The following is a 21,331-nucleotide window of genomic DNA, read 5'->3' on the forward strand; positions in this document are numbered from 1 at the left end:
GAAAGCGTCCGCGGTGTAGCTTGGGGATAGCCAATGACAGTTTCCGAGGGGAGCCCTGACCATGACCGATCTTTATCTGTCCGGAGATCCGGTTGCTGATGATCTGCTGAATGCCAATCCGTTCGCCCTGCTCACGGGCATGCTGCTCGATCAGCAGATCCCGATGGAAGTAGCCTTCAGCGGTCCGGCGAAAATGGCCGACCGCCTTGGCGGGCTGGACGCGCAGCAGGTCGCACAGCTGGATCCCGAAGAGTTCCTCGAAGTATTCCGGCAGAAACCCGCCGTCCATAGATTCCCGAAGTCCATGGCCGGCCGGGTGCAGGACCTCGCGCGGTCAATCGTGGACGATTACGACGGCGACGCGTCGGGCATCTGGACCGCAGGAAATCCGAGTGGCGCCGAGGTGCTTGCCCGGCTGAAAGCGCTGCCCGGGTTCGGCGAGCAGAAGGCCAAGATCTTCCTGGCGCTGCTGGGTAAGCAGTTTGGGCTGGAGGCCCCGGGCTGGCGGGAGGCAGCAGGGGACTACGGGCGTAGCGATGTCGCGATGTCGATCGCCGACGTCACCGGCCCGGAGTCTCTTGTCGCAGTGCGCGAATACAAGCAGCAGCAGAAGGCCAAGAAGAAGTAGCGGTAGCTCCGACCTTGCCCTGAGGTCGACTTCGTCGTCAGTTAAGATTTTCGCCAAGCAGACCATATTTCATGATCACGTTGCCCTTGCTGGTGATTTGGGAGTCCTGCAGGAACAGTCGAGTTGTCGGATCCTCTGGTTCGAACAGGTGCTTGCCCTTGCCTGCGATGACCGGATGCTGCATCAGTGTCAATGAGTCGAGCAGCCCGGCGAACAGCAGCTGGCGCACAATCGAGATGCTGCCGCAGACGGCAATATCGTCGCCGTCGCCCTTCTTGAGCTCCCGCACGAACTCTTCCAGTCCGCCGTCGATCAGCCGGGAGTTCTGCCACTTGAGGTCGCTGCTGAGCGTCCGGGAGGCGACAAACTTCTCGATCGGGTTGATGAAGTCGCCGAACGGGTCAGTGGCGGCGGGCCAGTAGCCGGCCCACTGTTCGTAGGTCACCCGGCCGAGGATCACTGTGGACGTGCTGTTGATGAAGTCGCCCATGCCGGCGCCGAGTTCATCATCGAAACTGTCGAACTGCCACTGGTCCGGGGATTCAACCACGCCGTCGACAGAGTGGAAAAGGCCTGAGGTTACTTTCCGCATGAGTATTCTCGTTTCTGCTGCTGGCTGCCTGGAGCGGACCGTTTGTGGAAGGTGGCTGGTCGCAGGCTAGCGGAGGCGGGTGGGAAGGACAAGAGGCCGGCGGTGCACGGAATGTGGCGTTTCAGCAAGTCGCCTTAGGACCTGGGCTAGCCTTGGGGCATGACACGCCCAAATGTTTCCCCTGGAACCGTTACTGTCTTCACCGATGTCATGTGCGGCTGGTCCACACTGGCGCTGCACCGCTTTTACGAGGCGCGTGACGCGGCCGGATTGACCGGCCGTCTGCATGTTGACCTGCAACTGTTCCTGCTTGAGGACCTCAACCGCACTCCCCTCAAGACCTCGATGATCGAACCGGAGAAGCCCGCCATTAATGCGCTGGAGCCGGAACTGGGGTTCACAGAGTGGCAGCGCGATCCTTCCGAGTGGCCCGTGACCAGCTTGCCGGCCAACGAAGCGGTTCACGCAGCCAAGGCACAATCGCTCGCGGCGGCCGAGGAACTCGACATGGCGCTGCGGTTGGCGTTCTGGCGGGACAACCGCTGCATCAGCATGCGTCACGAAATTCTCGACGTCGCAACGGCCTGCAAGGAAGTCGACGTCGACAGGCTGCGCGATGCTTTCGACACGGGCCGGGCACGAGGGGCCATGATGCAGTCCTACTTTGTCCACCGCGACGACGTCCAGGGCAGCCCGCACTTCTTCCTCGCCGACGGTACGGATGTGGCCAATCCTGGGATGGAGCTGCACCAGGAAGACCGGGACGGCGCCGAGGTTCCCGTGGTCGATGACGACGATCCCGGCGTCTACGACGGTCTGGTCCGGCACGCGGCGGCAGCGGCCGGTGTCGGATAGCCGAACGGGGTCCATTGCCCACCTAACGGATTGAAAACGCCCGCCGGGGTTGTGGGCCGGTGCTGAGCTTGGCAGAGTGGTAAGTGTGCTGATGGAACGGCGCAGCAGGACAATCAGGAAAGCGGGTACATCATGCAGATCGACAAGCAGCAGATCCTCGACCTCCTCCGGTCTACGGGCGACACAGGCAAGGCCGACCAGGCGCAGCAGGAGCTGCCTGACCAGGTAGACACCGAACGTGATTCCGGACTGCTCTCGAAGCTCGGCATCGACGTTAACGACTTGCTCAGCAAACTCCCCGGCGGATTGGGAGACAAACTGGGCGGCCTCGGAGACAAGCTCGGGGGCTTCGGCCGCTGACCCAGCAGCCACCATCTAGATAAGCTCCGGCCCGGCACACCGCACGATAGTTGGGGGTGTCGGGCCGGCCTGTTCCCTAAAGCTTCCACGCGGAGGAGTCGCCATGCTGATCCTGTTCGGCTTCAGCCGGAAGCCGCGAGTGCTGGCCACCCGGCCGGGAGCGTGCCCGTTCTGCGGTGTGAGCGGGCCGCAGCGTATCATTGAGGAAGCCGGCAAATTCTCGATCTTCTTCATCCCGGTATTCACCACCAGCCGCCGCTATTACTCGGAATGCCTGAACTGCGGGCGCCAAAACGAGATCTCCCGGCAGCAAAAGGACGCCATGTTGCAGTCCTAGCCGGACGCGCACCGACTTCGGAAATAGGCGTAGTGCACCGGCTTCCGCGGCACGTTTTCTACGCTGGCTACGAGGGGCGAGAGTTCTGCGCCCGGGTTGCTATTGTCGCTCAAGCGTCGAGCAGGCGCCGGGCATAGACCTTGTCCTCGAGGCGCGCCTTGGCATCTTCAGTCAACGGCTGAGCTTCGAGGGCCATCGTCCACGCGATCTTTCGAACCTCTTGGGCGGCCTGTTCCCGAATGGCCAACATTTCCTGCTCGGGAAGGGTGTCGATAACAAAAGTGATGCGCGTCTTGCCCATCGCGGACAATGCCCGATCGACCGTAGCGGTTTTCGCTACGCCGCGATCCTCGTTCAACTCAAGGGTGGATACGGAAGCCGTGCCAATTCCCAGTTTCTCAGCGAGTTGTTTTTGGCTCCAGCCCAGCGCAGTCCGGTATCTCCTAATCAGCGACATTGCCATTCCTTAGTATCGTAGTACTACAATACTAACTCTTTATGGACAACTAGTTGCTATCTCGCTGAGCCGTTCCGAAGGGTGGCGGTGGCGGTGGCGGTTCCAATGACCAGCGGGTTGAGCGGCTGCCATTTCGGCCCGATGAAGAACTCTTCGTCCAGCTTTACGGTAAAACCGGCAGCCGCGATGGCTGCAACTGTATCGCGGTTGGGATTGCAGCCCTGCGCGGCAAAGTGCCAGACCGGGCGCACCAGATCCTGGACCTTGGCATGCGCGCCGAACCCGCGGACGTGCTCAAGGAACAGCAGTTTCCCGCCCGGCTTGAGCACCCGCCGTGCCTCGGCCAAAGCGGACGCCTGGTCCGGCACCGTGCAGAGCACCAGCGTGTAGACAACGGCATCAACGCTGGAATCCGCTGCGGGCAGCCGGGCCGCTTCGCCGTCGTCGATCGTCACGTCAGTCCTCGCGGTGCCGATCTTCGCTTCCAGCCGATTGCGCATATTCGCGTCCGGTTCCACCGCAACAACAGAGCACGACGGCGGGAAATACGGCAGGTTCGCGCCGGTCCCGGCACCGACATCGATCACCCTGCCCTGCAGGCCGGACAGAAGCGCCGCCCGGCGCTGGCTGAGGACCTGGGTCTCGGCGAAGCGCGTGGCGGAGTCGTAGCGTGCGGCAAAGAACGCGCTTTTCAGCCCCACGGTTTACCTGCTTCCCGCCCGGCAGCTGCCCCAGGCTCAGTAGTCATCGTCGCGAACATCTTCGTCCCGGTCCGCATCATTTTCGGCTTCGTCGTCCTGGGCCCCTCCGGGAGCGGGACCGAGCGCGGCGAGGACTTCCTTGGCCACGGCCTCGCTGGACTGCGGGTTCTGCCCGCTGATGAGGTTGCCGTCGAGGACCACGTTGCTGGCCCACGCCGGACCTGCCTGAACAATCGCGCCGTTGGCCCGCAGCGTCGACTCCACCAGCCAGGGCGTGTTGTCGCCGGTGCCGCCGCCGAGTTCCTCCTCGTCCGTGAAAACGGTCAGACGTCTGCCCGCGAAGGCGAACTCGCCGTCGTCGTTCCTTGCGCTGAGCAGTCCGGCGGGGCCGTGGCAGAACGGCGCGATGATGATTTCCGCGCGGTCCGCCTCGGCCAGCAGCCGGCCCAGGTCCGAATCCGTGGCGAGGTCGGCCATGGGGCCGTGGCCGCCGGGCAGCACAATCGCGTTGTAGTACGTCGGGTCGACCTCGGAGAGCACAAAGGGGTGCGAAAGCTCGGCGTCGATCTCCTCCAGATAGGCGGTGAAATCGTCGGCCTTCTGCTGGCTGCCGGCCGATTCCGCGGTGAGGCTGACGGCGTCCACCGTGGGCTTCCTGCCGCCGGGCGTGGCGATATTGACGGTGTGGCCGGCCTCGCTCAGTAGCCGGTGGGAGACCACCAGCTCCTCGGCCCAGTAGCCGGTGGGGTGCTGGGTGCCGTCCTTCATCGTGAGCGAGTCTGCGGCCGAAACGACCATAAGGATCCGTGCCATGCTAAATGCTCCTTGCGCCGGGATGGATACATCCACCGTGCCACAGCGGCCGCCGCAGGAACAGGGTGCGAGGGCCCGGCCGTAAATCTGTTCCACGGCGGAAGCGGCACTATTGTTTTCCCCAACGTGCCAGTGGAAGTATTCGTTCATGACTACGTCACTGACTATCGGTTATGCCGCGATGCTCGAGCAGTTCCACCCTCGCGAGGCGGTTGAGTTCTCCGAGTATGCCGAGCAGAAGGGCTTCTCCGGTGTGATGGCGGCAGACCACTTTCAGCCGTGGGTTCCTGCCCAAGGTGAATCAGCCTTCGTCTGGAATGTGCTCTCCGCCCTGGGGGAGCGGACCAAGGGGGATATCGGGCCCGGCGTCACCTGCCCTACTTTCCGCTGGCATCCGGCGATGGTGGCGCAGGCCTCGGCGACGCTGGCCGCCATGTATCCGGGCCGGCACTGGCTGGGGCTGGGGTCGGGGGAGGCGCTGAACGAGCACATCACCGGGCAGTACTGGCCGGAACCGCCGGAGCGGATCAACCGGATGTTCGAGGCGATCGAGATCATCAACAAACTCTTCACCAACTCGCTGGCGGGCAAGGACGTCCGGCACAACGGCGCCTACTACAAGATGGAGTCCACCCGCTTGTGGACCATGCCCGAGGTGCCGCCGGAAATCCTGGTGGCGACCGCGGGCCCGGTCACGGCCAAGCGAGCGGGCAAGCATGCCGGCGGGCTGATTACCGTGGGGGCGCCGTTGGATAAAGTGTCGATGCTCTTCGACCGGTTCGACGCCGGCGCCAAGGAAGCGGGCAAGGATCCGTCCCGCATGCCGAAGGTACTCCAGCTGCATCTGAGCTGGGCCCCGACCCACGAGGAAGCGCTGTCCAATGCCATGACCGAGTGGCCCAACGGCGGGATGAAGTTCCCTAAGGGGGATATCCGGTCTCCGTTCGAGCTGGAGCAAATGGCCAAGCTGGTCCGGCCGGAAGACTTCGAGGGCAGGCTGGTCATCTCCGAAGATCCGGACGTGCACCGCGCCTACATCCAGAAGTTCGCGGACCTGGGGTTCGACCGGATCTACCTGCACAATGTGGGCCGCAACCAGCGCGAGTGGATCGATGTGTTCGGCGCAAAAGTCCTCCCGGCGCTGACCCGATGAGCCGGCGCGTGCTGTCCGTCTTCGCCGTCGAGGGCATCGGCGAAATCACCGCGGGCGATGATCTGGCAGCCATCATTCATGAGGCCGTGGGCGGGGAACTTCGGGACGGGGACATTCTTGCGGTCACTTCCAAAATCCTGTCCAAGGCGGAGGGCCGCATACGGCCGGCGGCGGACCGCGAGGAAGCGATAACGGCGGAAACGGTGCGGGTTGTCGCCACGCGCGCGCACGCGAACGGCTTGACCCGGATCGTGGAGAACCGGCTGGGCATCATCTCCGCCGCGGCCGGGGTGGACGCCAGCAATACGCCGGAGGGGACCGTCCTCCTGCTGCCCGTTGATCCGGACGGCTCGGCGCACCGGCTCCGCGCCGAACTGCACCGGCGCTGCGGCGTGAACGTCGCCGTCGTCATCACGGATACCCTCGGCAGGCCCTGGCGGAACGGGCAGACGGACGTGGCGATCGGCGTTGCTGGCTTGTCACCGCTGGCCGATCTGCGCGGTTCAGTGGACAGCGCCGGCCGCCGGTTGTCCGCCACGGTCACCGCCGTGGCGGACGAGATCGCTGCGGCGGCGGACCTGGTCAAAGGCAAGACCAGCGGCTGTCCCGTTGCCGTGGTGCGCGGGTTGGCCAACCTGGTTTCGGTTCCAAATAACGACGACGACGGCGCCCACCCTGGCCACGAGGGTGCGGCTGCGCTGATCCGCTCGGCCGAACAGGACATGTTCCGGCTGGGCACGGCGGAAGCCATGGAAGCGGGCCGGGCTGAAGGTCTCGAAACCGGCCGCCGCGAGGGTCTAGAAGCTGGCCGCCGCGAGGGGTTCGACGCCGGTCGGCGGGAAGGCTACCGGCAGGGTTATGAAGCAGGACGGGAGGCGGGACTGGCCGAAGCAGCTCGCGCCGCAGCATCCGACAATTGGCTGAAGGCCACCAGCGGCCTGCCCGTGAGCGGGTGCTCCAACACCACGGCGTCCACCCCGTAGACCCGGCGGATCAGGCCCGGCGTCAGGACCTCGGTGGTGGGACCGGCCGCTACAACTTTGCCCTCCTGCAGGACGATCACCTGGTCGCAGTAGGCGGCGGCGATGTTGATGTCGTGCAGTGCGGCGAGGACCGCCACTCCGCCGGCCGCCAGGTTCCGGACCAGCTCCATGGTGGCTAGCTGGGCGTTGACGTCCAGATGGTTGGTCGGCTCATCGAGCAACAGGACTTCCGGCTCCTGGGCGAGGGCTTTGGCCAGCTGGACCCGCTGTCGCTCGCCGCCGGACAAGGTGCTGTACCTACGCTCCGTGAAGCCGTCGAGGCCTACCGCCGTGAGGCTGCGGCGGGCAACGCCCAGGTCCTCGTCACTGGTGCCTGCCAGCAGGGAACGGTAGGGCAGCCTGCCCAGCAGCACCACATCCAGCACGGTCAGCGGCAGGTCGGTGTCGGCACTTTGCTCCACGAAGGCCAGTTGGCGGGCGCGCTCCTTGCGCCGCAGGGCGTGGAGGTTGGAACCGGCCAGCTGGACGGAGCCGGCGTGGGGTTTGGCGACGGCGCCCAGCAGCCGCAGCAGGCTCGATTTTCCCGCCCCGTTGGGACCCAGCAGTCCGGCCACGGTGCCTGCCGGGACGTGGCAGTCCACGCCGTCGAGAATGAGCTTGCCGCCTGCACGGTAGCCGAGGCCGAGCCCTTGTAGCGAAACGCCGGGCGGCGGGGCGGACGTAGCCGGCGTGGCGGGCTGGCCGGAATGCGGGCTTGAGGTCAAGGGCTGTGTAGCGCTGGTTGTCGGATTCATGAGGCGTTCCTCCAGCGCCAGAGCATGATGATGAAGACCGGTGCTCCCAGCAATGCGGTAATGATGCCCACTGGGATCTCGCGCGGGTCGAACAGTGTCCTGGCCAGAGTGTCGGCCCAGACCATGAACAGGGCTCCGGCAAGGGCAGAGAGCGGAAGCAGCGCGCGGTGCCGTGCGCCCGTCAGCAGCCGGACTGCGTGCGGCAGGATCAGGCCGACAAAGCCGATGGAACCGCTGACCGAGACCATCGCCCCGGTCAGCACGGCCGTTCCGCCCAGCAGAAGCCAGCGGATGGCGCTCACGTTAAGCCCGAGGGCCGCTGCTGCGGTGTCGCCGAACGCGAAGCCGTCAAGGATCCGGCCGGACAGCAGCACCGGCGTTCCCGCGACGGCGAACGCGACGCCTGCGATGGCTACGGAGCCCCAGGTTGCGGCCGACAGCGAGCCCATCATCCAGCTGAGCACTTCGCGGTAGGAATCGCCTTGCGCGGAGAAGAAGATGATGAACGAGGTCAGTGCGGAAGCCAGCGCGGAGACCGCCAGCCCGGCGAGCACCGTGCGGGTGGGGGTGATGACGCCCAGGGCCGAAGCCAGTCCGAGGGTGAGCGCCATCGCCGCCATCGCCCCGGCGAACGCGGCCACCGGCAGCAATACGGCGGCGCCCAGCAGGAGGACCGCGACGGCGCCGAGCGACGCGCCGGAGCTCAGGCCCAGCAGGTAGGGATCGGCCAGCGGATTGCGCGTGAGTGCCTGCATGACCGCGCCGCTGACGGCCAGGCCGGCTCCGACCAGCGCAGCCGTGAGCAGCCGGGGCAGCCGCAGTTCCCACACAATGCCGTCCTGGATGGCGGTCAGCCCGACGGGAACGCCAAAGCTCTCCGGGCGGAGGCCCAGATGCCGGAGGACGGAGGCGAGTACCTGCAGCGGCGACAGGTTGGCGGGGCCGATCGAGACGGCGATCAGCACCGAGGCGACGAGCGCTATCAGCAGGACCGCGCCCCACAACACCCCGGACATCGGCCGCCGGCCGGCAACGGTGGCGGGCGACGTCGTCGTCGTTATTTTTTGCCCGGAGTGTTCGCGCAGGCTCATGGTTAATCCAGCTCCGCCAGCTGCTCCACCAGGGACTGGACCGTTTCGACGCTGCGGACGCCGGCTTCGGAAGCGGCGAAGGGGACCACCAGGTACCGGCCCTCCTTGACCGCGTCCAGCTGCGAGATCACCGGGTGCGCCTCCAGCACGCCGATCTTCTTCTCGGTGCTGCCCCAGCTGGAATCCACCAGCACAATGACGTCCGGATTCCGCTCCGCGACAACTTCCCAGGACAGCGGGGACCAGGCCTGGTCCACATCCGCGGCCACGTTCGTCAGGCCCGCCGCCTCCATGACCAGCTGGGGAGCGCCGCTGCCGCCGCCGACAAACGGGGTGTCGGAGCCGGAGCTGTACCAGAGCGCGGAGAGCTCCCGGCCGTGCGGCTCTATTGCGTCGAGTTGCGCCCGCTGTCCGGCGACGAGTTGCTCAGCCGCGGTGCCGGCGTCGAAAATCCGGCCCATCTCCCGGATGCCCGCGAAGATGTGCTCGAAGATCAGCGGAGCCGGCCGGTAGCCCGGCTGCTGGCACGCCGCAGGCGAGACGTACGTGTTGACGCCGAGCTTGGCCAGGGCCTCGCGCTCGCCGGCGCCGTCCGCGGAGAAGTTCGATTCCCACCCGGCGTAGACGAAGTCCGGCTCCAGCGCCAGCACCGGTTCCTGGGCCGGCAGCTGTTCGGAGATCACGGGGATGTCGTGCTGCCACCGCTCGGGCACCGGGCCGTCCGCGAAGGCCGTTCCCACCATCCGCTCGCCCAGGCCGAGGGCGAGCAGCAGTTCCGTGCTGGTGGACTTGATCGTGACGGCACGCTGCGGCGGCGCCGTGAAGGTGACCTTGGTGCCGCAGTTATCCACCGTGAACGGAAAGCCCGACGGCGGTGCGGAGCCAGCCGAAGCGGGGCCAACCGGAGCGGAGCCTGCCGGAACGGAGCCGGCCGGTGCTGCGCCGCCGCACCCGGCGAGCAGCAGCGAAGCCGCGGCCACCAGGGGCAAAACGGAGCGTAACGAGGCGGAGTTGCGCATGGGACCTCGGTTCGTCAGCCAGGCGCAGTGGTGTTTGCAGCCAGCGCGCCGGGGCGCTGTTCAAATGAACCGGCGACAGCCGGTGACCGGCGGCCCAATTCCAGGCCGTGGGGGCCGGTCATACGCAACCGGTGGGTCCGAGACCGAGTATAGGCCCCATTTAAACTCCGTTGGAGGTTTCGGACTTCGGACCATGGTTTTCCAAGCACGGTGCGGCTATCGTTTCAGGCACGTGACGGACGTTAGGCCCAGTCTTAAGGCATATCGGAGGCAGTCGATGACAACGGTTAGGGCAGCACTCACTCAGACCACCTGGACCGGGGACGAAGAGTCCATGGTCAGGAAACACGAAGACTTTGTGCGCAAGGCAGCGGCCGAGGGCACCCAGGTGATCTGCTTCCAGGAACTGTTCCACGGACCCTACTTCGGCATCGTCCAGGACAGCAAGTACTACGACTTCGCGCAGCAGGTGCCGGGGCCGTTGACGGAACGCTTCGCCAAGCTCGCGGCCGAGCACCACATGGTCATCATCCTTCCCATCTATGAAGAGGAGCAGCCCGGCATCTACTACAACACGGCGGCGGTGATCGACGCGGACGGGACCTATTTGGGCAAGTACCGCAAGAACCACCTGCCGCATGTGGAGAAGTTCTGGGAGAAGTTCTACTTCCGGCCCGGGAACCTCGGCTGGCCGATCTTCGACACCGCCGTGGGCAAGGTCGGCTTGAACATCTGCTACGACCGGCACTTCCCGGAAAGCTGGCGGGTGCTCGGCCTCAACGGCGCCCACCTGGTCTTCAACCCGAACGCCTCCAAGCCCGGCCTTTCCAACCGCCTGTGGGAGCTGGAACAGCCTACCGCCGCGGCCGCCAACGGCTACTACGTGGTGGTGCCCAACCGTGTGGGATCGGAAGCCAACGAGTTCGGCGACGAGGCGGTGAACTTTTACGGCACCTCCTATGTTGTGGACCCGCAGGGGAACTACGTGGGCGAACTCGGCAGCGGCAGCGAAGAGGAATTGCTGATCCGCGACCTGGACATGGACCTGGTGCGCACCGCCCGCAACAGCTGGCAGTTCTACCGCGACCGCCGCCCGGATGCCTATGGGCCGATCGTCGCGCCGTAAGCCGCCCGGCCCCGAGAACTTGGCAGGAGAAACCCGATGTCTACAACCCTGATTACCGGCGGGACCGTGGTCAGCTCGACGGGCCGCAGCGAAGCGGACGTGCTGATCGACGGCGAAAAGATCGTGGCCGTAATGGCCCCCGGCTCCACCCTGCTGGGCCATGACCTGAAGTCTTCGGTGGACACCGTGCTGGACGCCGCCGGCAAATACGTTGTCCCCGGCGGGATCGACGCACACACCCACATGCAGATGCCCTTCGGCGGCACCGAAGCGAGCGACACTTTCGAAACCGGTACGCGTGCCGCGGCCTGGGGAGGCACGACGACGATCGTGGACTTCGCGATCCAAAAGTACGGCGAGCGGGTGATGGACGCGCTGACTGCCTGGCACGACAAGGCGTCCGGCGAATGCGCCATCGACTACGGCTTCCACCAGATCATCGGCGACGTGAACGACGATTCGCTCAAGGCCATGGAGGGCCTGATCGACGAGGGGATCTCCAGCTACAAGCTGTTCATGGCGTACCCCGGGGTCTTCTACAGCGACGACGCGCAGATCTTCAAGGCGATGCGCGTCGGCGCTGACACCGGGTTGATGACCATGATGCACGCCGAGAACGGCCCGGCCATCGACGCCATGGTGGCCGAACTGCTGGCCAAGGGCAAAACCGATCCGTACTACCACGGAGTGGCCCGGGCGTGGCAGATGGAGGAGGAAGCCACCCACCGCGCCATCATGCTGGCCAATCTCACCGGCGCCCCGCTGTACGTTGTCCACGTCTCGGCCAAGCAGGCCGTGGCCCAGCTGGCGGCAGCCCGGCACAACGGCCAGAACGTCTTCGGCGAAACCTGCCCGCAGTACCTGTACCTCTCGCTGGAAGACCAGCTGGGCGCGCCGGGCTTCGAAGGGGCCAAATGGGTGTGCTCCACGCCCTTGCGGTCCAAGCTCGAGCATCACCAGGACCACATGTGGCAGGCGCTGCGGACCAACGATCTCCAGATGGTCTCCACCGACCACTGCCCGTTCTGCATGAAGGGGCAGAAGGACATGGGCGTGGGGGACTTCTCCAAGATCCCCAACGGCATCGGCGGCGTGGAGCACCGGATGAACCTGATCTACCAGGGCGTGGTGGACGGCAAGATCCCGCTGGAGCGCTGGGTGGAAATCACCAGCACCACCCCTGCACGGATGTTCGGCATGTACGGACGCAAGGGCGTCATCACCCCCGGTGCCGATGCCGACGTCGTTATTTACAACCCGCAAGGGCACACGTCGATCGGGTTGGAGAAGACCCACCACATGAACATGGACTACTCCGCGTGGGAAGGCTTCGAAATTGACGGCCACGTGGATACCGTCCTGTCCCGCGGCCGCGTCATTGTCGACGACAACCAGTACCTGGGCAGCAAGACGCATGGGCAGTACCTTCGGCGTGCTCCCAGCCAGTACCTGATCTAGGAGCGCCATGGAATTCGGAACAGTACTCCAGTGCAACCCGCCAGCCGCGCGCACCGTGGCGTTGGCGAAGAAGGCCGAAGAGCACGGGTTCGACTACGTTTGGACCTTCGATTCGCACCTGCTGTGGCAGGAGCCGTACGTGATCTACAGCCAGATCCTGGCCGAGACCCGCACCATCAAAGTTGGCCCCATGGTTACCAACCCGGCCACGCGCGACTGGACCGTCACGGCGTCCACCTTCGCCACCCTGAACCAGATGTACGGCAACCGGACGGTGTGCGGAATCGGCCGCGGCGACTCGGCCGTGCGGGTGATCAACGGCGCGCCGACAACCCTGAAGACATTGCGCCAGGCCATCCACGTGATCCGCGAACTGGCCAACTCGCGCCCGGTCGAATACAACGGGGCCACCCTCCAGTTCCCCTGGAGTACAGGATCCGAGCTGGAGGTATGGGTTGCCGCCTACGGCCCGCTGGCGCTGAAGCTGGCCGGCGAAGTGGGCGATGGCTTCATCCTGCAACTGGCCGATGTGGACATTGCGGAATGGATGATCCAGACCGTGCGCCAGGCCGCAGCCAACGCCGGACGGGACCCCCAGGCCGTCAAGTTCTGCGTGGCCGCGCCGATGTACGTGGGCCAGGACTGGGAACATATGCGCGACCAGTGCCGCTGGTTCGGCGGAATGGTGGGCAACCACGTGGCGGACATTGTGGCCAAGTACGGCTCGGACTCCGCGGTGCCGCAGGCCCTGACCGATTACATTGCCGGCCGCGACAGCTATGACTACAACGAGCACGGCCGTGCCGGCAACACCCATACGTCTTTTGTTCCGGACGAGATTGTCGACCGGTTCTGCGTGCTTGGCACGGCGGAGCAGCACATCGAGAAGCTGAAAAAGCTCAAGGCGCTTGGCGTCACCCAGTTCGCCGGCTATCTGCAGCACGACAACAAAGAAGAGACCTTGCGGGTCTACGGCGAGACCATCATGCCCGCGCTCCGTGAGCACGTGGTGGCCAAGGCAGAAGCGGACCTCACCGACCGGACGCGGCAACCGACCTCCACGTAGCGGCGGCAACCAAAGTACGACTGTGGGCGCACGTCTCAGTGGCGATGGTTTCCAATGCCTGTCTCTACCGCGCCGGGCCGGCTAGACGAGCCGGGCCAGCTCCCTCAACAGGTCCTTGACCCGGGTGTCCTGGTTTTCGGCCAGCATCTCGTTGGTCAGGAACGAGAAGCCCACGTTCCTGTCCGGCCAGGCTCCGTGCAGGCCGCCGCCGGCGCCGGAGTGGCCGAAGGCCGGCTCCACCGGGCCATAAGTCCCGATGGGGTCGGCCAGCTCGTAGCCGAGCCCGAACCTCAAGGGGCGGTCGTTGATGGCATCGAGTCCTTCGGACCATGTCCTGGTCGCTTCCGCCAATGATGCCGCAGAGACCAGTCCGCCGTCCGGATCCGCCAAACGGGAGTAGAGGCTGGCCATGGCATCCGCCGTGGCAATGCCGCCGCCGGCTGCCATCTGGCCGCGGTGCATTTCGGGGGAGTTGAAGTGGTCTTTCTCCCCGGTGAGTAATTGCCCGTACATCCGTTCCACGATCTTGCGCCGCTCCGGATCCTGCAGATAGGTGCTGATCACGTAGGAATCGGAACGGAAAATGGTGGCGAGCCGCGGGTCCAATTCCTCGGGCAACCCGAGGTAGATTTCCAGCCCGAGCGGCGTGCTGATCAGTTCGGAAAGCAGCTGGCTAACGGACTTGCCGGTGACGCGGCGGAACAGTTCTGTCAGCAGGTAGCCGTAGGTGATGGCGTGGTAGGCCACCTTGCTGCCCGGTTCCCATAACGGGACCTGGGCGGCGAGGACCTCAGCGTTCGCCGCGTTGTCGTGGAAGCTGTCCTCGCCCGCGGGGTCCGGATCCACGTACGGCAGGCCCACCGTGTGGTTGAGCAACTGGTAGACCGGCACCCCTTCCTTGCCGCCGGCCGCGAACTCCGGCCAGTAATCCGCGACGGGCCTTCGGACATCGAGCAGCCCGCGCTCCACCAGCATGGCGGCCAGCGTGGCGACCACTCCCTTGGTACCGGAGAACATAACCGCCAACGTCTTCGGGCCCCAGCTTTCAGCCCCGTCAGCCCCGTCAGCCCAGTCGGCCCAGTTGGCCCCGGCGGCGGGGCGCCGGGTGGTGCTGCCGCCGTAGAAGCGGGCCAACGGCTCGCCGTTGCGGTAGACGCAGAACGCCATGCCGCCCTGCGCTTGCTGCAGGTGGTGCCCGAAGACCCGCTGGAGGTTCTTGAAACCCTCGTCCGGCAGGCCGCCGTCGTTATGACTTTCGAAGGGGACAGTCAAGGTGCTCCTTAGAAGGTGGGGACGTTGGCCAGCAGTTCGCGCGTGTAGTCGTGCTGCGGATTTTCCAGCACGTCCTCGGTGCTGCCCAGATCCACAATCCGGCCCTTCTGCAGGACGGCCATGCGCTGCGAGATGTGCCGGGCCAGGGCGATGTTGTGGGTAACGAACAGCATGGACATGCCGGTGTCGGTCTGCAGCGACCGCAGCAGGTCGATGATGGAGGCCTGCACGGAGACGTCCAGCGCGGAGGTGACTTCGTCGCAGACCAGCAGCGACGGCGCGTTGACCAGTGCGCGGGCGATGGCGGCCCGCTGGCGCTCGCCGCCGCTGAGGTCGCCCGGACGGCGGTCCAGGTAGCTGTCGCCCAGACGCACCTGGTCCAGTGCTTCGCGGACCCGGAGCCGGCGTTCCTTGCGGCTCATCTTGCCGGACATCTGCAGGGGAACCTCGACGGATTCACAGATGGTCCGGCGCGGGTTCAGCGAGGAGAACGGGCTTTGAAACACGTACTGGACCTGCTGGCGCTGTTCGGCGCTGCGGGCACGGGTGCCCGGAGCCAGCTCCGCGCCGTCCAGGCACACGGTGCCGTTGTAGTCGTCGTTGAGGCCCGCGATGCAGCGCGAGAGGGTGGTCTTGCCGGAGCCGGATTCGCCCAGCAGCATCATCGACTCGCCCTGCCCCAGCTTGAAGTCGATGCCGTCCAGCACCTGGTTCTCGCCGTAGGCCAGACGCAGTCCGGAGACTTCGAGCAGGCTGCGGTGGGCCGCCGGCGCCGGGGTGGGCGCAGCTGGGTGGCGGTCCGCCGTCGTTATTTGAGCGGCGTGGCTCGCGCTGCCGTCCTGCGGCACAGCCGCCTGCTCGCCGGTGATGGCCGCGACGCTGCCCACCCGGCGCTTGCCGGCCAGGTCCGGAACCGCGTTGAGCAGTTTGCGCGTGTAGTGGTGCTGCGGCCGGTAGAGCACCTGGGCTGTGGGGCCGTGTTCCACCACGTCGCCGGAGAGCATGACAACGACGTCGTCCGCCACCTTGGCCACGACCGCCAGGTCATGCGTGATGTAGAGCCCGGCAACGCTGTGCCGCTCCGCCAGCTGGTCGATGGTCTGCAGCACCAAGGCCTGCGTGGTGACATCGAGGCCGGTGGTGGGCTCGTCGAGCACCATCACCGCGGGCCGGCAGGCGAAGGCCATGGCGATGCCCACCCGCTGCTGCTGGCCGCCGGAGAGCTGGTGCGGATAGCGGCCCAAGTAGGCCCGGTCATTCTCCAAGCCGACCTCGGCCAACACCTCTGCGGCGCGGCCGCGGCGCTCTGCGTCCGAGTCCCCGTAGCGGTGCACCCGCAGGACTTCCATGATCTGCTCGCCGATCCGCATGGCGGGGTTCAGCGAGAGGGCCGGATCCTGCGGGACATAGGAGATGGCGCCGCCGCGGAGTTTGCGGCGTTCGGACTCCGGCAGGTCCAGAATGCTGCCGTCCTGGCCGGAACCGGCCAGGTGGATTTCGCCGCCGGTGTGCTCCAGGCCCTGGCGGAAGTGCCCCAGGCAGGCCAGCCCGGCGGTGGTTTTGCCGGAGCCGGATTCGCCCACCAGGGCAAGGATCTTGCCCGGCTGGAGCTCGAAGGAGACCCCGTGCAGGATTTCCTCGCCCGCCGTGGTGGCGACCCGCAGCCCGTCGGCGCTGAGCACCGGCGTGGCTGTGGTGGTGTTTTCCGAGATGGACGTGCTCATTTGGTTGCTCCCACGTTCACGTTGGCCGATGCCCGCGCCAAGGAATCGGTGATCAGGTTGGTGCCGACCGTCAGCACGGCGATCGCCAGGACGGGCAGGATGACGCCCCAGGGCTGGACCACCAGGGCAATGCGGTTCTCGTTGATCATCAAGCCCCAGTCCGCGGTGGGCGGCTGCATGCCCAGGCCCAGGAAGGACAGCGAGGCCACCGCGCCGATGGAGTACGTCATCCGCAGTCCCAGCTCCACCATCAGGGGGCCGGTGATGTTGGGCAGCACGTCCTTGACCAGGATCTTCCATTTGGGCACCGCATACATCTCCGCGGCGCGGATGAAGTCCTCGGTGATGACTTCCACGGTGGCGGAGCGGGTGACCCGGGCGATGCGCGGCGCGTGGGTAATGCCGATGACCACCACGAGCACCCAGCCCTGCGGACCCAGCACGGTGATGGCCAGCAGCGCGAAGACCAGCTGCGGCAGGGCCAGCATGACATCGTTGGCGCGCATGATGATGCTGTCCACCCAGCCGCCCTGGTAGGCGGCGACCATGCCGGTCAGTCCGCCAAGCACCATGCCCAGCAGCGTGGCCAGCGCGGCGTAGATCAGCAGGCGCAGGCCGCCGTCGAGGAACCGGCTGAGGACGTCGCGGCCCAGGTTGTCCGTGCCGAACAAACCGTCCGCTTGGAACGGGCGGCCGGCGAACTGGGTACTGGTGTAGCCGGTGGCCCAGGGCAGCAGCAAAGGTCCCAGCACGGCCAGGAGGACAACGACACCGGTCAGCGCGATGCCGATCTTTGCCTGCCGCTGGCGGACCAGCCGCCGCAGCAAACCTGGCGGGGTCTCGACTTCCCGGGCGATGTCCTGGGGTGAATCAATGACGCTCATCGGGTGCCCCCCGTGCGTAGTTTCGGATTAGTCAGGATGCCGACCATGTCGGCCAGCAGGTTGACGATGATGTAGACCGCGGCGATCAGGATGGACAACGCCTGGACCACCTGCACGTCCCGGTTGGCTACCGCATCCACCAGGGCCTGGCCGATGCCGGGATAGCGGAAGAGGAATTCGACAACGACGACGCCGCCGGCCATCCACGCGAGCTGGATGGCGACCACCTGGGCCACCGGCGACAGCGCGTGGGGGAGCGCATGGCGCAGGATGACCTGGCGTTCAGGCACACCCTTCAGCCGGGCCATCTCCACATAGCCCGAGTCCAGTACCTCCAGCATGGTGGCCCGCATCATGCGCGTGATGTAGGGGGTGACCACCAGCACCAGGGTCAGGGTGGGCAGGACCAGCTGCAGCGGGTAGTTCCAGACCGCTTCGCCAGGCGGGGCCATGGTGACCGAGGGCAGGATGGGGAAAACGGTGGTGGAGAACAAGGTGATCAGCGCGATGCCGATGACGAATTCAGGCAGCGCCGCCAGTACCAGGCTGACGCCGGTGGTCACATGGTCGCCGGTCCGGCCGCGGCGGAGGGCGCTGTACGTTCCCACGAGGAAGCCCACGGGCAGGCTGATGAGGCTGGCCGCGACCAGCAGCACCAGGGAGGCGCCGATGCGTTCACCCAGCAGCGCGCTGACCGGGCCGCCGGAGGCCGCCGAAATTCCGAGGTCGCCGACGAAAAGGCCGCCGAGCCAACTGAAGTAGCGCTGCAAGACTGGGTCGTTGAGGTTCATCTGCTCGCGGAGGGCCGCCAGCCTTTCCGGCGTGGCCTGCTGGCCCAGGATCGCCTGGGCCGGGTCGCCCGGCAGCAGCAGGGTCGCCACGAAAACCATGACGGACACCGCCAGCAGGATCAGCACACTGGTAGCCAGCCGGCGCAAAATAATCGGCATCATGATAAGTCTCCTCCCAGCCAGACGCGGCGGAACTCAAAGCCGGACAGCGCCAGGCCGGTGCGGTTGGGCACCAGACCCGCCACGTATTGCTGGTAGGCGTCCGCCTGGTTCGGGTGGCCCCAGATGATGTAGCCGCCCTCGTTGTACTCGATCTCCTGCGCTGCGGCGATGAGCTCGTTGCGTTTGTCCGGATCCAAGGTGCCCTTGGCCTGGGCGACCAGCTCGTTGAACTCCGGGTGGTCCCAATGGGTCTCGTTGTAGGGTGCGGTGGGCAGCGAGCTGTTGTTGACCTGCGGCAGGAAGTTCCGGGTGTACCAGAAGTCCTGCGCGAAGTCCCACTGCAGATAACCGTCGCCGAAGAAAGTGGTGGTATCCACCCGGCGGATCTTTACGTCGATCCCGGCGGCCGCCGCCTGTTGCGCGAATACTTGGGCCGCTTCCACGGCGCCTGCCTGGATCGGAGCGGTGACCAGTTCGACGCTCAGTCCGTCCGGGTAGCCCGCATCGGCCAGCAGCTCCTTGGCACGGGCGATGTCCTGCACACGCTGGGGCAGCTTGGAGGCATAGCCGGGGTCGAACGGGGAATAGAGGTCGTTACCGATGCTGCCGTTGCCGCTGAGTACCTGTTCGATCATCTGTTCCCGGTCCACCGCCAGGCGGAAGGCCTGGCGGACCCGGTTGTCGTCGAAGGGCGGCTTGTCCACCCGCATGGTGAACGGCATCCACATACCGGTTTCGGAGTTGAGGATACTGATGCGCGGATCCGCATCGATCACCTCGAGCAGGGCCAGCGGGATCTGGCCAACGGCGTCCACTTGGGTGGAGAGCAGCGCATTGATGAGCGCGTCGTCGTCGTCGAAATTCAGGATCGACAGCTCGTCCAGGTACGGTTCGTTGTCGCGCCAGTAGTTCTCGTTGCGGACAAACAGGCTGCTGCGTCCGGGGGTGAAGGACTGGTACTTGAAGGGTCCGGTGCCTATCGGCGTGGCCGGGTCGTAGTCTTCGGGCACAATGCCCAGGGCGTACTGGCCGAGGGAATCGTCGAAGGTGGCGGCAGCGGTGTTGAGCCGGAACTCCACCCGGTGGTCGTTGATAACGGCCACCTCGTCCAGGACGGAGAGCGAGGACGCGCCTGTCTTGGGATCGTCCGGATCGGTGATCCGTTTGAACGTTGCCGCCACATCCCGGCCGGTAAGGGGCCGGCCGTCGTGGAAGGTCACGCCCTTGCGCAGGTCTACCGTCCAGACCAGCGCGTCGGCCGACGGCGTGGCGCTGACGGCGAGCAGCGGCTGCAGTTCATAGTTCTCGTCGCGGTAGAGCAGCGATTCGTAGAGGTTAACCACCCGGGCGATGTCCGTGGTGCTCACGGGGGAGTGGGCGTCGAGACTGTCCGCGGCGCCGCCGCCGGAGAGACCCACACGGAGCGTGCCGCCGGATTGCGGCGGACCCTCGGGGCTGGCCAGGACATCGGGCTGGCCACCACTGCAGGCGGCGAGGAAGCCGCCCAGTCCCAGGGCGAGGCCGGTGCCGAGCAGCCGTCGGCGGGTCAGCTGCAGGGCAGAGGTATCCGGCAGCCGCAGTCTAGAGGAAGTTGCTGGTTCCACTGTTCCTTCTTTCTGGAGGGAAATACGGCTAAGCAGAGACTTTCCGTCCGATCCAATCCGGCGCCGGACCAGCCGCGCGCCCAAAGGCATCGATGTTCCCCGTGATGGCCGCAGGGAAGGCTTCGCTGCGGCCGGACTGCTGGTTGACGTGAAGTGCCAGCAGCTCTTCGGTGGCAATAAGGCGGCCACCGGCGTGCATCTCATGGGCCAGATGAAGCTTCTTCGGGCCGGAGCCCGCAATCGCCGTCGTAATTTCCAGCTCGGCGCCGAGTCCCGTTTCGGCCAGGTACCTGACGTGGGCTTCGACGGTGTAGAGGGAGTTGCCCGTCTGCTTGCGGTACGGCTCGTCCAGGCCCAACTGGTCCATGACATGGTCGGTGGCAAAGCCGAACGCCAGGACGTAGAAGGCTTCGGACATGTGGCCGTTGTAGTCGATCCACTCCGGCAGGACCGTGCAGCGGTAAGCGGCGAGTTCGCCGGCCGCAGCGCGGTTCATCTCTCCGCCTTCACCGCGGCGATGGCGTTCCGGATGGCGATGATCGCCTCGTCGCGTGCGGCCACCAGTTCCGGGACGGTCCGCCCGGCGGCTTCCTCGTCGCAGCCGGCGATCACGGCGTCGCGCAGTTCCGGTGTCAGTTCCGGGGCATCCAACCGGGTCCACGGGGACTTCAAGGACGGGCCGAAATGGTCCAGCATGTGGGCCATGCCGCCCTCGCCGCCGGCCAGGTGGAAGGTGAGCATGGGGCCCTGCAGCGGCCAGCGCAGGCCGGGGCCGTCCGTGATGGCCAGGTCGATCTGCTCCACCGTGGCCTCGCCGTTGTCCACCATGTGCAGCGCCTCGCGCCAGAGCGCTTCCTGCAGCCGGTTGGCGATGAAGCCGGGGACTTCGCGGTCCATGGTGATCACGGACTTGCCGATGTGCTCGTACCAGGCCGAAGCCCACTTCACGGCGGCCGTGGAGGTCTGCTCGCCGCCGACAACCTCCACCAGGGGGATGAGGTACGGCGGGTTGAACGGATGCCCGACCACCAGCCGCGACGGGTTGGCGGCCTCGGTAGCCATCTCCGTCATACCGTAGCCGGATGTGGAGGAGGCAATTACGACGTCGGGGGCCGTCACAGCGTCGATCTGGGCCAGCAGCGACTGCTTGAGTTCCAAGACCTCGGGTGCGCTTTCCTGCACGAAACCGACGCCGGCCACGGCCTCTGCCAGGTCAGAGTGGACGGTGAAATTGTCCTTCGAGGCGTTCGGCGCAAGGCCCAGCTTCGTCAGGGCCGGCCAGGCGGCGTCGATGAGGCGGCGCAGCTTCGGCTCCGCATCGGGGGAGGGGTCCCAGGCCTGGACGCGGTAACCGCGGGCCAGGAAGTAGGCGGCCCAGCCGCCGCCGATGGTGCCGACGCCCACGCAGGCGACAGTGCCGACGTCGTTCATGTCCAAGGGGGTGAAATCTGTGGTGGTCAT

Annotated in this window: 22 protein-coding genes and 1 pseudogene; 9 read left to right on the forward strand and 14 right to left on the reverse strand. The window is 66.0% G+C overall.

Annotation, left to right across the window (positions count from 1 at the left end):
- Nucleotides 1-61 precede the first annotated feature (61 nt).
- Complete coding sequence (locus B0G38_RS17630; RefSeq protein ID WP_264670629.1) at nt 62-628, forward strand: HhH-GPD-type base excision DNA repair protein; 567 nt, start codon at nt 62-64, stop codon at nt 626-628.
- A 37-nt stretch (nt 629-665) separates the two neighbouring features.
- Here the strand turns inward: B0G38_RS17630 and B0G38_RS17635 are convergent, their stop codons facing one another.
- Complete coding sequence (locus B0G38_RS17635) at nt 666-1,220, reverse strand: dihydrofolate reductase family protein (protein WP_264670630.1); 555 nt, start codon at nt 1,218-1,220, stop codon at nt 666-668.
- A gap of 159 nt (nt 1,221-1,379) precedes the next feature.
- Here B0G38_RS17635 and B0G38_RS17640 point away from each other — a divergent pair, with 159 nt between their 5' ends.
- The 3 genes from B0G38_RS17640 to B0G38_RS17650 all read left to right on the forward strand — a co-directional run bounded on the left by B0G38_RS17640 (nt 1,380) and on the right by B0G38_RS17650 (nt 2,772).
- Entirely contained in the window at nt 1,380-2,075 is a 696-nt protein-coding gene (locus B0G38_RS17640) for a DsbA family oxidoreductase (protein ID WP_264670631.1), read from the forward strand.
- Nucleotides 2,076-2,207: 132 nt separating this feature from the next.
- A complete protein-coding gene (locus B0G38_RS17645) occupies nt 2,208-2,435 on the forward strand; it encodes a hypothetical protein (protein ID WP_264670632.1) in 228 nt (75 codons plus the stop codon).
- 103 nt (nt 2,436-2,538) lie between these two features.
- Entirely contained in the window at nt 2,539-2,772 is a 234-nt protein-coding gene (locus B0G38_RS17650; protein ID WP_264670633.1) for a zinc ribbon domain-containing protein, read from the forward strand.
- Between the two features lie 109 nt (nt 2,773-2,881).
- Here B0G38_RS17650 and B0G38_RS17655 read toward each other — a convergent pair whose 3' ends face one another.
- From B0G38_RS17655 to B0G38_RS17665, 3 genes are read right to left on the reverse strand one after another with little or no spacing between them, the layout of a single operon-like run.
- On the reverse strand, nt 2,882-3,229 hold the full coding sequence (locus tag B0G38_RS17655) for a helix-turn-helix domain-containing protein (protein ID WP_264670634.1): 348 nt from the start codon (nt 3,227-3,229) through the stop codon (nt 2,882-2,884).
- A 56-nt stretch (nt 3,230-3,285) separates the two neighbouring features.
- Entirely contained in the window at nt 3,286-3,930 is a 645-nt protein-coding gene (locus tag B0G38_RS17660) for a class I SAM-dependent methyltransferase (protein ID WP_264670635.1), read from the reverse strand.
- Nucleotides 3,931-3,966: 36 nt separating this feature from the next.
- Entirely contained in the window at nt 3,967-4,743 is a 777-nt protein-coding gene (locus B0G38_RS17665) for a type 1 glutamine amidotransferase domain-containing protein (protein WP_264670636.1), read from the reverse strand.
- Between the two features lie 148 nt (nt 4,744-4,891).
- Here B0G38_RS17665 and B0G38_RS17670 point away from each other — a divergent pair, with 148 nt between their 5' ends.
- Entirely contained in the window at nt 4,892-5,896 is a 1,005-nt protein-coding gene (locus B0G38_RS17670) for a TIGR03557 family F420-dependent LLM class oxidoreductase (protein WP_264670637.1), read from the forward strand.
- A pseudogene (cofE, locus tag B0G38_RS17675) lies at nt 5,893-6,618 on the forward strand (coenzyme F420-0:L-glutamate ligase); the annotation flags it as partial. The gene B0G38_RS17670 and the pseudogene cofE, both read left to right, overlap by 4 nt.
- Nucleotides 6,619-6,752: 134 nt before the next feature.
- Here the strand turns inward: cofE and B0G38_RS17680 are convergent.
- The 3 genes from B0G38_RS17680 to B0G38_RS17690 are packed head-to-tail and all read right to left on the reverse strand — an operon-like array spanning nt 6,753 to nt 9,783.
- Entirely contained in the window at nt 6,753-7,673 is a 921-nt protein-coding gene (locus B0G38_RS17680; protein WP_264670638.1) for an ABC transporter ATP-binding protein, read from the reverse strand.
- On the reverse strand, nt 7,670-8,764 hold the full coding sequence (locus B0G38_RS17685) for a putative F420-0 ABC transporter permease subunit (protein ID WP_413542086.1): 1,095 nt from the start codon (nt 8,762-8,764) through the stop codon (nt 7,670-7,672). The genes B0G38_RS17680 and B0G38_RS17685 overlap by 4 nt, the downstream gene beginning before the upstream one ends.
- A gap of 2 nt (nt 8,765-8,766) precedes the next feature.
- Complete coding sequence (locus B0G38_RS17690) at nt 8,767-9,783, reverse strand: putative F420-0 ABC transporter substrate-binding protein (RefSeq protein WP_264670639.1); 1,017 nt, start codon at nt 9,781-9,783, stop codon at nt 8,767-8,769.
- A gap of 277 nt (nt 9,784-10,060) precedes the next feature.
- On the opposite strand from B0G38_RS17690, the gene B0G38_RS17695 reads away from it, so the two are divergent.
- Genes B0G38_RS17695 through B0G38_RS17705 form a run of 3 tightly spaced genes read left to right on the forward strand, consistent with a single transcriptional unit; the run spans nt 10,061 to nt 13,433 of the window.
- Complete coding sequence (locus tag B0G38_RS17695; RefSeq protein ID WP_264670640.1) at nt 10,061-10,909, forward strand: nitrilase-related carbon-nitrogen hydrolase; 849 nt, start codon at nt 10,061-10,063, stop codon at nt 10,907-10,909.
- 36 nt (nt 10,910-10,945) lie between these two features.
- On the forward strand, nt 10,946-12,367 hold the full coding sequence (gene hydA, locus B0G38_RS17700) for a dihydropyrimidinase (protein WP_264670641.1): 1,422 nt from the start codon (nt 10,946-10,948) through the stop codon (nt 12,365-12,367).
- A 7-nt stretch (nt 12,368-12,374) separates the two neighbouring features.
- Complete coding sequence (locus B0G38_RS17705; protein ID WP_264670642.1) at nt 12,375-13,433, forward strand: TIGR03842 family LLM class F420-dependent oxidoreductase; 1,059 nt, start codon at nt 12,375-12,377, stop codon at nt 13,431-13,433.
- Nucleotides 13,434-13,514: 81 nt separating this feature from the next.
- Here the strand turns inward: B0G38_RS17705 and B0G38_RS17710 are convergent, their stop codons facing one another.
- The 7 genes from B0G38_RS17710 to B0G38_RS17740 are packed head-to-tail and all read right to left on the reverse strand — an operon-like array spanning nt 13,515 to nt 21,331.
- Nucleotides 13,515-14,705, reverse strand: coding sequence for a serine hydrolase domain-containing protein (locus B0G38_RS17710; RefSeq protein ID WP_264670643.1), 1,191 nt, complete (start codon nt 14,703-14,705; stop codon nt 13,515-13,517).
- An 8-nt stretch (nt 14,706-14,713) separates the two neighbouring features.
- A complete protein-coding gene (locus B0G38_RS17715; RefSeq protein ID WP_264670644.1) occupies nt 14,714-16,429 on the reverse strand; it encodes an ABC transporter ATP-binding protein in 1,716 nt (571 codons plus the stop codon).
- Nucleotides 16,426-17,313: an ABC transporter permease gene (locus tag B0G38_RS17720; RefSeq protein ID WP_169991495.1), complete on the reverse strand. Its 888-nt coding sequence runs from the start codon at nt 17,311-17,313 to the stop codon at nt 16,426-16,428. The genes B0G38_RS17715 and B0G38_RS17720 overlap by 4 nt, the downstream gene beginning before the upstream one ends.
- Complete coding sequence (locus tag B0G38_RS17725) at nt 17,310-18,266, reverse strand: ABC transporter permease (protein ID WP_264670645.1); 957 nt, start codon at nt 18,264-18,266, stop codon at nt 17,310-17,312. The genes B0G38_RS17720 and B0G38_RS17725 overlap by 4 nt, the downstream gene beginning before the upstream one ends.
- Nucleotides 18,263-19,870 (reverse strand): ABC transporter substrate-binding protein, encoded by a 1,608-nt coding sequence (locus B0G38_RS17730; protein ID WP_264670646.1) that lies wholly within the window; start codon nt 19,868-19,870, stop codon nt 18,263-18,265. The genes B0G38_RS17725 and B0G38_RS17730 overlap by 4 nt, the downstream gene beginning before the upstream one ends.
- A 28-nt stretch (nt 19,871-19,898) precedes the next feature.
- Nucleotides 19,899-20,366, reverse strand: coding sequence for a thioesterase family protein (locus tag B0G38_RS17735; RefSeq protein WP_264670647.1), 468 nt, complete (start codon nt 20,364-20,366; stop codon nt 19,899-19,901).
- Nucleotides 20,363-21,331: a 3-hydroxyacyl-CoA dehydrogenase NAD-binding domain-containing protein gene (locus B0G38_RS17740; RefSeq protein ID WP_264670648.1), complete on the reverse strand. Its 969-nt coding sequence runs from the start codon at nt 21,329-21,331 to the stop codon at nt 20,363-20,365. Before B0G38_RS17740 ends, B0G38_RS17735 begins: the two co-directional genes overlap by 4 nt.

It is taken from the genome of Crystallibacter permensis (assembly GCF_025960875.1).
GTDB lineage: Bacteria > Actinomycetota > Actinomycetes > Actinomycetales > Micrococcaceae > Crystallibacter > Crystallibacter permensis.